The organism is Roseixanthobacter finlandensis (genome assembly GCF_043195105.2).
Classification (GTDB): Bacteria; Pseudomonadota; Alphaproteobacteria; order Rhizobiales; family Xanthobacteraceae; genus NCEH01.
In genome coordinates this window covers 2,269,179-2,283,360 of the sequence record NZ_CM195536.1, presented here as the reverse complement: position 1 = coordinate 2,283,360, position 14,182 = coordinate 2,269,179, and the positions used below count along the sequence as shown (strand labels likewise).

At 69.0% G+C, this 14,182-nt stretch carries 13 protein-coding genes; 1 reads left to right on the top strand and 12 read right to left on the bottom strand.

From position 1 onward, the window contains the following. Positions 1-16: 16 nt before the first annotated feature. From mdoH to exbB, 12 genes are all read right to left on the bottom strand, one after another. Entirely contained in the window at positions 17-2,221 is a 2,205-nt protein-coding gene (mdoH, locus tag V5G24_RS10695) for a glucans biosynthesis glucosyltransferase MdoH (protein WP_394082865.1), read from the bottom strand. Beyond that, positions 2,209-3,750, bottom strand: a complete 1,542-nt coding sequence (locus V5G24_RS10690) for an OpgD/OpgG family glucan biosynthesis protein (RefSeq protein WP_394082867.1) — start codon at positions 3,748-3,750, stop codon at positions 2,209-2,211. The genes mdoH and V5G24_RS10690 overlap by 13 nt, the downstream gene beginning before the upstream one ends. Positions 3,751-3,893: 143 nt before the next feature. Beyond that, positions 3,894-4,892, bottom strand: coding sequence for a thiamine-phosphate kinase (thiL, locus tag V5G24_RS10685; RefSeq protein WP_394082869.1), 999 nt, complete (start codon positions 4,890-4,892; stop codon positions 3,894-3,896). A 1-nt stretch (position 4,893) separates the two neighbouring features. Further along, the gene (gene nusB / locus V5G24_RS10680) at positions 4,894-5,376 is read right to left on the bottom strand and encodes a transcription antitermination factor NusB (RefSeq protein ID WP_394082871.1); all 483 of its coding nucleotides are present in this window, start codon (positions 5,374-5,376) and stop codon (positions 4,894-4,896) included. Next, positions 5,373-5,864 carry a 6,7-dimethyl-8-ribityllumazine synthase gene (gene ribH / locus V5G24_RS10675; RefSeq protein ID WP_394082873.1) on the bottom strand — a complete coding sequence of 164 codons (492 nt, stop codon included), beginning with the start codon at positions 5,862-5,864 and terminating at the stop codon, positions 5,373-5,375. The genes nusB and ribH overlap by 4 nt, the downstream gene beginning before the upstream one ends. Positions 5,865-5,870: 6 nt before the next feature. Beyond that, positions 5,871-6,509: a riboflavin synthase gene (locus V5G24_RS10670; RefSeq protein ID WP_394082875.1), complete on the bottom strand. Its 639-nt coding sequence runs from the start codon at positions 6,507-6,509 to the stop codon at positions 5,871-5,873. A 172-nt stretch (positions 6,510-6,681) separates the two neighbouring features. Then, entirely contained in the window at positions 6,682-7,818 is a 1,137-nt protein-coding gene (gene ribD, locus V5G24_RS10665; protein WP_394082877.1) for a bifunctional diaminohydroxyphosphoribosylaminopyrimidine deaminase/5-amino-6-(5-phosphoribosylamino)uracil reductase RibD, read from the bottom strand. 4 nt (positions 7,819-7,822) lie between these two features. After that, entirely contained in the window at positions 7,823-8,404 is a 582-nt protein-coding gene (gene nrdR, locus V5G24_RS10660) for a transcriptional regulator NrdR (RefSeq protein ID WP_394082879.1), read from the bottom strand. A 28-nt stretch (positions 8,405-8,432) separates the two neighbouring features. Beyond that, positions 8,433-9,746 carry a serine hydroxymethyltransferase gene (gene glyA, locus V5G24_RS10655; RefSeq protein ID WP_394082881.1) on the bottom strand — a complete coding sequence of 438 codons (1,314 nt, stop codon included), beginning with the start codon at positions 9,744-9,746 and terminating at the stop codon, positions 8,433-8,435. Positions 9,747-9,980: 234 nt separating this feature from the next. Continuing rightward, the gene (locus tag V5G24_RS10650) at positions 9,981-10,838 is read right to left on the bottom strand and encodes a TonB family protein (RefSeq protein ID WP_394082883.1); all 858 of its coding nucleotides are present in this window, start codon (positions 10,836-10,838) and stop codon (positions 9,981-9,983) included. Continuing rightward, positions 10,835-11,395: a TonB system transport protein ExbD gene (exbD, locus tag V5G24_RS10645; RefSeq protein ID WP_394082885.1), complete on the bottom strand. Its 561-nt coding sequence runs from the start codon at positions 11,393-11,395 to the stop codon at positions 10,835-10,837. Before exbD ends, V5G24_RS10650 begins: the two co-directional genes overlap by 4 nt. A 3-nt stretch (positions 11,396-11,398) precedes the next feature. Further along, positions 11,399-12,124, bottom strand: a complete 726-nt coding sequence (exbB, locus tag V5G24_RS10640; RefSeq protein ID WP_394082887.1) for a tonB-system energizer ExbB — start codon at positions 12,122-12,124, stop codon at positions 11,399-11,401. A gap of 694 nt (positions 12,125-12,818) precedes the next feature. Between exbB and rimO the strand changes: the two genes are divergently transcribed. After that, entirely contained in the window at positions 12,819-14,153 is a 1,335-nt protein-coding gene (gene rimO / locus V5G24_RS10635; RefSeq protein ID WP_394082889.1) for a 30S ribosomal protein S12 methylthiotransferase RimO, read from the top strand. The last annotated feature ends 29 nt before the right edge of the window (positions 14,154-14,182 follow it).

The following is a 14,182-nucleotide window of genomic DNA, read 5'->3' as shown; positions in this document are numbered from 1 at the left end:
CGCTCAGGGCTGGAATTCAGCCGTGTGGGTCCGCCAGGGCCAGCAGCGCGGAAAGCGCCTCGCCATCGCCAAGGGCCGCCGCCTTCTCCCGCGCGGAAAGCGCGCGGAGTGCCTCCGGCAGGCTCGCGGCATCGGCGATCTTGGCTCGCGCCACCAGGCGTTCGGGGGAATGATCCCCGCGCCGGCGCGCGCCACCGTCCGGCAGGAAAGCAAGATGCGCCGCCCTCAGGCCGGCATCGCCCCGCAGCCGGGCCACCGCCTCGCCCTCGCGCAGCTCCACGGCGAGCCGTTCGGCGATGGCGCCTGCCTGTTCCAGCACCTGCGGCGGCGTGCGCTCCTCGGGCACCATGAGCAGGCCGAGCCGGCGCAATCCCGTCCCCGCCCCGCGCAGCGCCGTGAGCGCCACCAGCGGCACCGCCAGCACGAGGCCGAGAATGACCGGGCTCATCCACCAGAACAGCGGCGCGGCAATCAGATAGGCCACCACGCCGAGCGCGATCCCGAGCAGCGTATGAAAGCCGTAGCGCTGCAACAGGGCGCCGAGCGGCACCGAGCCATCATCCCGCCGCTGTGGCTGCCAGCCGGAATCGCGGCCCATCAAGATGCTCGCCACCGCCGCCGACTGGATGATCATCATGATCGGCGCCATCAGGCCGGAGAGCAGAGTTTCCAGCAGCACGCCGAGAAACGTCAAAATGCCGCCGCCGAACCCGCGCCGGCGTCGGCCATCCAGCAACATCAGGACATAGGCGATAAGCTTGGGCGCAAGGAGCACCGACATGGTGCCGACGAACACCCAGGCCGCGCGCACCGGATCCTGCGCCGGCCAGCTCGGGAACAGGGAGAATTGCGAGGGGAAATAATCCGGCGGCACGAAGCGCCCCTGCAACGACACCAGGAGGCCGGCGGTCAGCATGGCCAGCCAGAGCGGCGCCGTGATGTAGGAGCCTATGCCGGTCAGAAGATGCAGGCGGCTGACGAAGGCGAGCCCGCGCCCCGGCAGCACGGCGGCGTGCTGCAGATTGCCCTGGCACCAGCGCCGGTCGCGCACCGCAAGGTCGGTGAGGGAGGGCGGACCTTCCTCATAGCTGCCCTCCAGGCCCGGCACCATGTGAACAGCCCAACCGCCACGTCGGATCAGCGCCGCCTCGACGAAATCATGGCTCAGGATATGTCCGCCGAACGGCTTGCGGCCCTTCAGATGGGGCAGGCCCGCGCATTGCGCGAAGGCGCGGGTGCGGATGATGGCGTTGTGGCCCCAATAATTGCTTTCGCTGCCATGCCACCAGGAAAGGCCATGGGCCAGCAGCGGCCCATAGAGCCGCCCCGCGAATTGCTGGAGCCGCGCGAACAAGGTGCGCCCGCCGACGATGATCGGCAGGGTCTGGATCAGCCCCACCCCCGGATTTTGCTCCATGGCGGCGGCGAGGCGCACGATGGCATCGCCGGTCATGACGCTGTCGGCGTCGAGCACGATCATGCTCTCATAGGCGCCGCCGAAGCGCGTGACCCATTCGCCGATATTGCCGGCCTTGCGGTCGATATTCTTCGCCCGCCGCCGGTAGAACAGATGGCCCTCCCCGCCGGTGCGCGCGCGCAAAGCGAGATAGCCGGCCTCTTCGGCGACCCACACGTCGGGATCGGTGGTGTCGGAGAGGATGAAGACGTCGAACCTGTCCCCCTGCCCGGTCGCAAGCAGCGATTCGTACGTGGCCTGGAGCCCCGCCATCACCCGCGCCGGGCTTTCGTTGTAGCAGGGCATCAGCAGCGCTGTGCGCGCGGACACCTGCGGCAAGGGCGCGTCGGGATCGATGCCGAGCGGCCCGGCGCCGGCATGCAGCAGGGAAAAGATGCCGCTCAGCGCGCTGGTGCAGGAAAAGGCGATCCAGGCGAATAGGATCACGAACAGCACCAGCACCACGCCTTCCAGCCAGGAGAGCGAGCCCACCGAGAGCACCAGATACATTTCCCACGCCGCATAAGCGGTCATGGCGATGGCGCCGCCGATCACCAGCACCCGCCGCCAGGCGAGCCCCGCCGGCGCGGTATCGGGCCGGCGCGTCACATGGGGGCGGATCGAGAGCGACTGCACCGGCATGGCCAGCGGGGATTCGCGCGGAAGCGCCGGCACGATCGCCTCGGGCAAAGCGGCCTCGTGCGGCGGCGCGTCCGCCGGAACGGCGCGCGGGTCAACAGTGCGCCGATCGGTCAGGCTGTCCATCGATAGACCCACACTTCCGACACCACATCCGTGTCGCGCAGGATCTGCGCGCGCAGCTCGGCGAGCTCCGCATTCTGCGGATCGAGCACGAACGAGAGCCGCCAGCCCTGAATGTCGGGGTTGGGCTGCAACACCACGTCCTTCACGGTGCCGGCGCTGGTCGAGACGTCGGCGCGCAGGGTGGTGATGTCCATGTCCTTCAGCGTGTCGCCCACCACATCGACCACGAACAGGCGCCCGCCGCTGGCCGCGCCGCTGCGGGTGGCGCCGAAGCGCGCGGGCGGTGCGGCCTCCGCATGATCCCAGGCCCAATACAGGCGATAGGTGAAGGCATATTCTCCGCCCTTACGCAGCGGCTCCTTGGGCCGCCAATAGGTGACGACATTGTCATGCACCTCCTCGCGGGTGGGGATCTCGATCAGGTGGACCGCCCCCTCGCCCCAATCGCCGATCGGCTCCACCCACACGCTCGGGCGCTTCTCGTAGCGTGCCTCCAGGTCCTGGTAATCAAAGAAGGAGCGCTGGCGCTGCATCAGGCCGAAGCCGCGCAGGTTCGAGTCCATGAACTGGCTCACCTGCAGCCGCTTGGGATTGGTGAGTGGCCGCCACAGCCGTTCGCCCCGGCCGTTGACGATGGCGAGGCCTTCGGCATCGCGCACGGCGGGGCGGAAATCATCCACGTCGTTGCGGTCATTGGGGGCGAAGAAGAACATGGAGGTGAGTGTCGCAATGCCGGCCTGCTCCATGTCGGTGCGGGGATAAAGCGTCATCTCCACCGCCATGGCGGTGGGATCGCCGGGGCGGATGGTGAAGCGGAACGCCGCCGCCGCGCTCGGGCTGTCCAGCAGCGCATGCACCACCACCGAATCCGTGTCCGGTCGCGGCCGCTCGATCCAATAGGCCACGAACAGCGGGAATTCCTCGCCGCCCGGATCGCCGGTCTTCACCGACAGCCCGCGCGCCGAGGTGCCATAGACCTGTCCTTTGCCGACGGCACGGAAATAGCTCGCGCCCTGGAAGGCGGCGACCTCGTCGAAATAGTCCGGCCGGTTGATGGGCGCATGCAGGCGGAAGCCGGAAAAGCCGAGATTGTCCTTGGGATCGGGCGCTGCGACATTGTGCTCGAAATTGAACAGATCGGGCGAATAAGCGAGCGGGCGCGCCTTGCCGTCGGCGACGATCGAGATATCCACCCGGTCGCGGAACAGAAAGCCGCGATGGAACATCTGCAATTGGAACGGCAGCTTCTCGCCGCGCCAAAGCGCCTTGTCCGGCTTGAAGCGGATGTTGCGGTAATCGTCATAGCTCAGCTTGTCGAGCTGGGACGGCAGCTTCTGGTCGCCGGCCTTGTAGGGCTTGGCGGCGCGCTCGCGGGCCAGCTGGCGCACGGTATAGGCATCGAACGGCGTGCCCTCGCCCGCCGGCGCCGGGGTCTGCGCATTGGCCGCCAACCCGCCGAAGAACGAAGCGCCCAGCGCCCCCATCAGCGGAAAAAAAGCGGCGGCCTGGACGACCTGGCGTCGATGCATGAACGGGCCTCATAGGTGAAGGTCGGGCCGCAACCCGCCTCCGTGCGGGAGTGCGATGCCGCAGCTTAACGGTGGGCAAGGGGATTGGTTCCGCAGTGCAATGGCGGGATCAGGGCGCGCGCGCGACCGCACTGCGGCGGTCCTCAGAAATGGCTGAAGCTCAGCTGATCCAGCACGATGTGAGTGCCGTCCGGGCCTAGCAGATCCAGCCCGCCTTCCGCCCGCGTCTCGCCGATCACCGTGCAGGGAATTCCGGCCTCCCGCGCTGCCGCGAGAAAGGCCTCCACCTCGGCAAGCGGGAGGGTCGCGGCGATCTCATAATCGTCGCCGCCGGTCAGCGCCGTGGCGAACAGGGCGGGTTCGGCGGAAATCGCCGCCCGTGCGGCCAAAGAGAGCGGCACCCGCGCGGCGAAGATCCGCCCGCCGCAGCCGGAGGCCGAGAGCATTTTCGCGACATCGCCGACCAGCCCGTCGGACACATCCATGCCCGCCGCTGCGTGGTCGCGCAGCGCGCCGGCCAGCGCCAGGCGCGGCTGGGGATGCAGATAGCGGTCGGCGAGATGGGCGATATGCGCGGGATCGAGGGCGGCAAAGCCCGGCCGCGCTGGATCGAGCCGCCATTGCAGGCCCAACGCCGCATCGCCGATGGTGCCGGACACCACGATCGCCTGATCCGGCCGGGCCCCGGTGCGCGGCACGAAGCGCCCGCGCGGCACGGCGCCGAACGCGGTGATGGAGAGTGTCAGCGGCCCCGGCGTGCGCACCGTGTCGCCGCCGAGAATGGGACAGCCATAAAGGTCCGCATCGGCGCCGAGGCCGGCGGAGAAGGCTTCCATCCAGGCGCCGGTGACATCGCGCGGCAAGGCCAGCGCCAGCAGCGCGCCGAGCGGGCGCGCGCCCTTGGCGGCAAGATCGGAGAGGTTGACCCGCATCACCTTGCGGGCGATGGAGGCCGGCGGATCATCGGGAAAGAAATGCACCCCCGCGACCACCGCATCCTTGGTCAGGACGAGGTCGCAATCGGCCGGCGGGGTGAGGATGGCGGCATCGTCCAGCAGCCCGCGCGCGGCGGCATCCTTGGCGATGGGCCGGAAGAACCGGCCGATGAATTCATCCTCGCCCGAACCGCCGTCCGCGGCCATCTCAATCGGTTCCGCTGCGGGCGAACTCGCTGGCGCGCAGGTCGCGGGCGAGCGCGTCCAGCACCGCATTGACCATGCCGGTCTCGTCGCGGTCGAGGAACGCACCGGCGACATTGACATATTCGGCGATCACGACGCGGGCCGGCACATCCGGGCGCGAGGAAAGCTCGAACGCGCCCGCGCGCAGCACCGCGCGCAGCACCACTTCCACGCGGCGCAGCGGCCAGCCGTCGGAGAGGGCCTTGTCCACCATGGGGTCGATGGTGCGCTGGTCGCGGACCACGCCTTCCACTACGTCCTTGAACAGGGTCACGTCGGCGTCGGGATATTGCGTGCCCTCCACCTCCTGCCCGAGCCAATGGCTCTGGAACTCGGCGAAGATCTCGTTCACCGGCGTGCCGGCCACGTCCATCTGATAGAGCGCCTGCACCGCGCCCAGGCGGGCGAGGCTCTTGCGCATGGGTTTCGGCGCGGTCTCGCTCATTCCGACACCCGGCGCTTGAGGCGCAGCAGGTTCAGCGCCGCCTCGGCCGCCCCGCCGCCCTTATTGCCCTCGGAGACGCGCGCGCGCTCCCAGGCCTGCGCTTCGGTATCCACGGTGAGAATGCCGTTGCCCACCGGCATCGCATGGGCGAGGCCGAGGTCCATGAGGCCGCGCGCGGATTCGCCGGCGACGATCTCGAAATGATAGGTCTCGCCCCGGATCACGCAGCCGAGCGCCACGATGGCGTCGATGGGCTCGCCGCTGATTTCCGCGCCGTCCATGGCGATTTCGGCGGCGATGGGGATTTCCAGCGCGCCGGGCACCGTCACCACCTCGACCGCGACCCCGGCCGCTTCCAGCGCGGCGCGCGCGCCGGCGAGCAGTTCGTCGGCCAGGGCCTCGTAATAGCGGGCTTCCACGATGAGCACCCGCGCGCCGGAAACCGGCTCCACCGCGGTGCCCGCGCGCTCGTTGCGCGTGCTGACCATGTCAAATCACTCCTGAATTGGGCGCGAGGGGTACGCGCCGCGAGGGAACTCCGCAAGTCGCGCCGCATAGCGCGCCATCAGGTCCACTTCCAGATTGATGTCGTCGCCGGCTTTCACGCCCCCCCAGGAGGTGACCGCCAGGGTGTGGGGAATGAGCAGGCAGGTGAAGAAAGTGCCGTCCACCGTATTCACCGTGAGCGAGGTGCCGTCGAGGCAGACCGAGCCCTTGGCGGCGATGAAGCGGGCGAGATCCGCCGGCGCCTCGAAGGTGAACTTGGTGGTCTCGGCGAAATCCTCGCGCGCCGAGACCTTCGCCATGGCGTCCACATGGCCGGTCACGATATGCCCGCCCAGCTCCGCGCCGATGGCCAGCGCGCGCTCCAGATTGATGCGCCGCCCCGCCTGCCAGTGCGCGACCGTGGTGATGGCCAAGGTCTCGGGCGCCGCATCCACCGTGAAGAGGCTGCGCCGGGGTCCGCCTTCGCGCACGCTTGTCACCGTGAGGCACACGCCGGAACAGGCGATCGACGCGCCGATGGCGATGCCGGCGGGATCATAATCCGAGGCGATGGCGAGGGTGCGCACCTCGTGATGCGCGGTGACCTCGGTGAGAAGGCCGAGATCGGTGACGATGCCGGTGAACATGGTGTGCGTCCAAATCCCTCTGCGGGCCGTTCCCTCTGCGGGTCACGCCGCAAAAGCCAGATGTCACGCCCTTAGAGCATGTCGCGGCGAAAATCGCGTCCCTTTTTCGCGAGGGCGCGCGCGGCGGCGCATGGCGCCCTTGCGTCTGGCGCGGGCGGCGGACCTTGTGGCCTCAGCGCCGGCGCAGCCGCGTCAGATGGTCGGGGCCAAGGTCCGCATGCTCCACCTCGACGAAACCCACCGGGGCGGAAAGGCGCTCCAGCGCGCGGCCCGGCACGGCGTCGAGCGCATCGGGGCCGAGCGTCCCCGCACCCCGCAGCAGCGCCACTTCATCCACGAGGCCTGCATCCAGCAGCGCGGCAGCGAGGTGCGGGCCGCCTTCCACCATCAGGCGCGTGACGCCCAGCAGGCCGAGCAGATGCAGGCTCGCACCGAGATCGAGCCGCCCGTCGCTCGCGCGCGGCACCCGCAGCACTTCAAGGCCGAGGTCCACCAGGACGCGCTCGGGTCCGAGCGGGGCATCCTCCGCGCAGATGACCCAGACCGGCACCTCCTGCGCGGTGCGCACCAAGGCGGAAGTGGGCGGCAAGCGCAAATCGCTGTCCAAAACCAGACGCACCGGCGAGCGCCCTTCCAGGCCCGGCAAGCGGCAGGTGAGCATGGGATCATCCGCCAGCACGGTGCCGATGCCGACCATGATGGCATCGCTATGGGCACGCATGAGATGGACGCGCGCGCGCGCCTCCTCCCCGGTGATCGCCGCCGGGCGCGGGCCGGGCAGCGCCGCCTTGCCGTCGGCGGAAACCGCCATCTTCAGCAGCACATGGGGCCGGCCGCGCGTGACGCGGCTGATGTGGCCGGCATGGTCCTCCAGCGCCTGTTCGGCGCCGACCCCCACCGTCACCCAGATGCCGGCGGCGCGCAGGCGCGCGACCCCCCGGCCCTTCACGCGGTGGTCGGGATCCTCGATCGCCGCCACCACCCGGCGGATGCCGGCGGCGACCACAGCGTCCGCGCAGGGCGGGGTGCGTCCGTAATGGGAACAGGGTTCGAGCGTGACATAGAGCGTCGCGCCCCGTGCGCCCTCCCCGGCCTGCGCCAATGCGAGAGGCTCGGCATGGGGCCGCCCGGCGGGCGCGGTGCCGGCGGCGCCGAGGATCTTCGGGCCGTGCTCCGTCTGCCGCACAACGATGGCGCCGACCGAGGGATTGGGCCAGGTGCGGCCGAGGCCCTCCTGTCCCACCCGAAGCGCCTCCGCCATCAGGCGTTCGTCTTCCTGCGGGGAGATGACCGCCTCAAGGGCTGCCATGGGATCAGTCCTCGCGTACCGGGGGGACCACTGGGGCCGCCCCGCTCTCGCCGCGCGGCGCTTTCGCCTCGCCGGGGAAAGGCTTCGCCTCGCCTGGGAAAGCCTTGGCCCCGCCTGGGAAAACTTTGGGCTCGCCGTCGTTCGACAATTCGCCGAGCAGGCTCTCGAAATCCTTCGCCTCGCGGAAATTGCGATAGACCGAGGCGAAGCGCACGTAAGCGACGTCGTCGATCTGCTTAAGACCTTCCATCACCAATTCGCCGATGGTCTGCGATGTGATGTCGCTGTCGCCGAGGCTTTCCAATTGCCGCACCAGGCCGGAGAGCATGCGCTCCACCCGCTCCGGCTCCACCGGCCGCTTGCGCAAGGCGATCTCCACCGAGCGGGCGAGCTTGTCGCGGTCGAACGGCACCCGCCGGCCGGACCGCTTCAACACCATCAGCTCGCGCAATTGCACGCGCTCGAACGTGGTGAAGCGGCCGCCGCAATCGGGACAGACCCGGCGGCGGCGAATGGCCGTATTGTCCTCGGTCGGCCGGCTATCCTTCACCTGGGTGTCCAGGCTTCCGCAGTACGGACACCGCATGTTGGATAGCCCCCCGGCGCCCCCGCGCTCAGCTGTAGATCGGGAAGCGCGCGAGAAGCTCGGCCACTTTCCCGCGAACCGCCTGTTCCACCAGGCTATCCTCGTCCGTGCCCTTCTGCGAGAGCACGTCGAGGACTTCCGCGATCATGTGGCCCACCTGCTGGAATTCCGCCACCCCGAATCCGCGCGTCGTGCCCGCCGGCGTGCCGAGACGCACGCCCGAGGTGACGAACGGCTTTTCGGGATCGAACGGAATGCCGTTCTTGTTGGTGGTGATGTGGGCGCGCCCGAGCGCCGCCTCGGAGACCTTTCCGGTCAGCCGCTTGGGGCGCAGGTCCACCAGCATGAGATGGGTGTCGGTGCCACCGGAGACGATGGCGAAGCCGTGGCCGCGCAGCGTTTCGGCGAGCGCCTTGGCGTTCTCCACCACATTCTGCGCATAGATCTTGAACGAGGGCTGGAGCGCCTCGCCGAACGCCACCGCCTTGCCGGCGATGACATGCATCAGCGGGCCGCCCTGGATGCCGGGGAAGATCGCCGAATTGATCTTCTTGGCCAGATCCTCGTCATTGGTCAGGATCATGCCGCCGCGCGGGCCGCGCAGGGTCTTGTGGGTGGTGGTGGTCACCACATGGGCGTGCGGGAACGGGCTCGGATGCGCGCCGCCCGCGACCAGGCCGGCGAAATGCGCCATGTCCACCATGAGCTTGGCGCCCACCGAATCGGCGATGGCGCGCATCTTCGCGAAATCGATGATGCGCGGGTACGCCGAGCCGCCGGCGACGATCACCTTGGGCTTGTGCTGGTCGGCGAGCTTGGCGACCTCGTCATAATCGATGCGCTGGTCGTCCTGGCGCACGCCATAGGGGACGGGGGTGAACCATTTGCCGGACATGTTCACCGGCGAGCCGTGGGTCAGGTGTCCGCCGGCCGCGAGATTGAGGCCGAGGAACACGTCGCCGGGCTGCATCAGGGCGAAGAACACCGCCTGGTTCGCCTGGCTGCCGGAATTGGGCTGCACATTGGCGAAGCCGCAGCCGAACAGCTTCTTCGCCCGGTCGATCGCGAGATTTTCCGCCACGTCCACGAACTGGCAGCCGCCGTAATAGCGCTTGCCGGGATAGCCTTCGGCATATTTGTTCGTGAGCACCGAACCCTGGGCTTCGAGAACCGCGCGCGAGACGATGTTCTCGGATGCGATCAGTTCGATTTCCTCGCGCTGGCGACCGAGCTCCGCGGTGATGGCGGCGGCGATCTCGGGATCGCTCTCCGAGAGCGGCGCGGAGAAGAAGCGGTTCAGATCCTCCGTGACGGAGGCGCGGTTCGCGTCGAGCGAGGCCATGAAGGTGGTCTCCGAGGGTTTCGCTGCGCCGGCTCGCGGCACGGCTGGCGCGAACTTGGGCAGGGGTGGTCGCTTAGCACAGGGTGGCGGCCAAGTCCAAAGCCGCGCCCCACCTTTCCGGCACGGCTGGCCTGCGCGGGCGGCGGGGGCGCGCGGGCGGAAGAGCGCGGCGGGTTGGGCGCGGGCGGAGAGGCACGGGCATGCCCGCCCTTCCCGGCCCGATACGCCGTAGCTTCAGCGCGGGTTGAAGTTCACCGGCACCGTAAGGCTGATGGTGCTGCCGCCGATTTCCGGCGGCGGCGCCGGCACCGGGGACGCGCGGTGGATCAGGGCCAGCACTTCCCGGTCCAGCACGGCCGATCCAGCCGAGCCGGCAAGGCTCGCGGATACGACCCGGCCCGAACGGTCGATGGTGAAGCGCAGGCGCGCCATGCCCTTGTCGCCATTGGCATCGGAGGGGTAGCGCTTATAGCGGTTGAGATGCGCCATCAGCTGCCCGCGCCATGTCGCCTGTGCCGCCGACCTTGCGGAGGAGGCACCGATGGCGGGAGCCGCAGCGGTGGTGGCCTCCGGCGCATCGGTCTTCGGCGCGGCGGTGGTGGTCGGCGCCGCCGGCTTGCGGCTGGCCTTCTTTTTCGGCGGGGCGGGCTTTTCCTGCGGCTTCGGCTTTTCCTTCACCTCCTCCACCGGCTTCTGCTGGGGCAGCATCACTTCGGCCATGGGCGGGGGCGGGGGAAGCTCGAACACTTCCTCCACCTTCTCCATCACCTGCGGCTCGGGCGGCGGGGGCGAATCATCCGGCGTCTCGGGGGCATCGGGCACCGGCTCGGGGGCCTTCACCATGGGCGGGCCGGGCGCGATGTCCGGGGTTTCCGAGGGCGAGGACACCGCGAGATCGGCCAGTTCGATCACCATGGCGGCGGCCGGAAGGTCGCCCTCCTGGTCGCGCTGCCAATAGAGGCCGATATAGACCAGCGCCCCGTGGATGAGGAAAATCACCAGCGCCGCCAAGGCCCAGCGCGCGATGAAGGCCAGAACCTCGGCGCGCGTGGGATGGTGCCAGTGGAAATGGGGATGGTGGACCGACGTCACCGCCCTGCCCCTGGCGTGGCGGATGCGGGTGCGGCGGATGCGGGCGCTGCGATTGCAGGCGCTGCCCCCGGAGCAGCGGGCGCGGCACCAGCTGGCGCAGCAGCACCCGGAGCGGCAGGCGTACCCGCCGGAAGCGCGGGCGCGGCGCCTTCCAGGCCCACCAGCGCCACCTTCAGATAGCCGGCGTTGCGCAGCAGGTTCATCACCTCCATCACGTCGCCATAGGGCACGGACCGGTCGGCGCGCACGAACACGCGCTGCTGCTTGTCGCCGTTGGAGGCGGCGTCCAGCACCCGGCCGAACCCGTCGCGCGGCACCTGGTCATTGCCGAGTGACAAGGTGAGATCGCTCTTCACCGTGAGAAACAACGGCTTGTCCGGGCGCGGCTGAGGCTGGGCATTGGAGGTCGGCAGGTCCACCTGCACGTCCACGGTGGCGAGCGGCGCCGCCACCATGAAGATGATCAGCAGCACCAGGATCACGTCGATGAAGGGCGTGACGTTGATTTCGTGGTTCTCGACGAGATCGTCGCCGCCGAGATCGAGCTTCGCGGCCATGGCTCACTCCGCCGCAGCGCGCAGGGACGGCACCACGATGCCCGCGTCCTGCCGGTCGAGATCGCGCGAGAGGTGGCGCAGCACTTCGGAGGAGGAATCCCCCAGCGTCGCCCGGTAATTGGCGATGGCGCGCGCGAACACATTGTAGATCACCACCGCCGGTATGGCGGCGACCAGGCCGATGGCGGTGGCGAGCAGTGCTTCCGCGATGCCCGGCGCCACCACGGCGAGATTGGTGGTCTGCGCCTTCGAGATGCCGATGAAGCTGTTCATGATGCCCCAGACGGTGCCGAACAGCCCGACGAACGGCGCCGTCGCGCCGATGGTGGCGAGAAGGCCGGTGCCCACCTGCATGCGGCGCGTGGCATAGGCGTCGATTCGGCTGAGCGAAATCGCCACGCGCTCCTTGATGCCTTCCGCCGGAAGGCCGCGCGAGGCCTCAAGCTCCGCCAGGGCAGCGCGCACCAGGCGGTTGGTGGTGGTCTTGGCGGTGCCGAGCGCGCCGGCGGCCGGCAGCAGCCCGCTGGCCTGCCGCAGGATCTTCAGGCCGCGCCGGGCCTGCCCCAGCGCCATGAAAAGTTCGAGCACCTTCACCACCGCGACGGTCCAGGTGACGACGGAGGCGAAGGCAAGGCCGAGCATCACCGCCTTAACCACCATGTCCGCCGCCATGAACATGCCCCACGGCGAAAGATCGTGCGGCAGGATGAGCGATGCGGACGTGGCCATGGGCGCGGCGCCGGGCGCGCCGAGAGCAGGCGTGGCGGGGCTCGGTGTGCCGGTGCCGGGGGTGCCTTGGACGGGTGAGGCAGGGACGGAAGTGGCAGGAGCGGACGGTGTGGCGTTCGCCGCGGCGGGTGCCGGGCTCGCGGGAGCCGCCGGCAAGGTAGGTTGCGCGGGCAAAGCAGGTTGCGCCGGCAATGCAGGGAGCGCGGGCAAGGCGGGCTGCGCTTGCGGCACCGCCGGGGCGGATTGCGCCTGCGGCGTCGGCTGCTGCTGCGCCATCCCCATGCTGGGCGCCGCAAAGGCACCGGCCAGGACCAAAGAAAGGATCGAACCCCAACGGACGCACGCGCGGGGCATGCATGAAAATTCGCGTGTCGTCATCGCGCTTCACCGGCAAGAAAAAAGAAAGCTGGTTTGGCTGGCGACCCGCTTCGGGGATTGGCTGGCTGACTCAACTATTACGCCATCAAAGGAGGTACGTTAAGCTTTTTTCTCTCCTGCGACCATGCGCGCCGATACCGCTGCGTCATGCCACCTCATGTTTCGGCCTTCGCGGGCGGCGGGCAAAAAGGGCGGTGGCGGGCCCGCCCGGCGCCGCCTGCTTCCCGTCTTCGTGTCCCGGCGCGGGATTGACGCCGCCCCCGTCCTCGCTTAACGCGTCGGCGCTCCTGACACTGATGGAAACGCGCCCCGCGCCATGGCCGAACTCGCGCCGAAGACTTCGCCTCGCATTTCGTTCGTCTCGCTTGGCTGCCCGAAGGCGCTGGTGGACAGCGAACGCATCATCACGCGCCTGCGCGCCGAAGGCTATGAACTCTCCCGCGGCCATGACGGCGCGGACCTCGTCATCGTCAACACCTGCGGGTTTTTGGACAGCGCGAAGGCCGAGAGCCTCTCGGCCATCGGCGAGGCGCTGGCGGAAAACGGCAAGGTGGTGGTCACCGGCTGCATGGGCGCCGAGCCCGAGCAGATCCGCGCGGTCCACCCGAGCGTGCTCGCCATCTCCGGTCCCCAGCAATATGAGAGCGTGCTCGCCGCCGTGCACGAAGCGGTGCCGCCGCAGCACGATCCGTTCCTGGATCTCGTGCCCGAGCACGGCATCAAGCTGACCCCGCGCCATTACGCCTATCTGAAGATTTCCGAAGGCTGCAACAATCGCTGCACCTTCTGCATCATCCCCAAGCTGCGCGGCGATCTCGTGAGCCGCCCCCTCGCCGAGGTGATGCGCGAGGCCGAGCGCCTCGTCGCCGCCGGGGTGAAGGAATTGCTGGTGATCTCTCAGGACACCTCGGCCTATGGCGTCGACATCAAATATGCCGAGAGCCTGTGGCGCGACCGCGAGCGCTCCGCCCGCTTCTTCGACCTGGCCGAGGCGCTGGGCGAGCTTGGCGCCTGGGTGCGCCTGCATTATGTCTATCCCTATCCCCATGTGGACCGGGTGATGGATCTGATGGCGAGCGGCAAGGTGCTGCCCTATCTGGATATTCCCTTCCAGCATGCGAGCCCGACCGTGCTGAAGCGCATGAAGCGCCCGGCTTCCCAGGAAAAGACCCTGGCGCGCGTGCAGGCGTGGCGCGCGGCGGTGCCGGACCTGACTTTGCGCTCCACCTTCATCGTCGGTTTTCCCGGCGAGACGGAAGCGGAATTCACCGAGCTTCTGGATTTCCTGAAGGAAGCCGAGCTCGATCGCGTGGGCTGTTTCAAGTTCGAGCCGGTGGCGGGCGCCCCCGCCAACGCCCTCGCCGACCCGGTGCCGGACGAGGTGAAGGCCGAGCGCTACGACCGCTTCATGAAGACCCAGCAGGCGATTTCCGCGCGCCGCCTCAAGCGCAAGGTGGGCACGCGCCAGCAGGTGATCATCGACAGCGTCGGCCCTTCCGGCGCCATCGGCCGCACCAAGGGCGACGCGCCGGAAATCGACGGGCGCGTGCACATCGCCTCGCGCCGGCCGCTGCGGGTGGGCGAAATCACCTCGGTGAAGATCGAGGCGGCGGACGCCTACGATCTGCGCGGCACCGCGGTGGGCTTCTGACGTCGGTCGCGCCTCAGGGAAAGCGGACA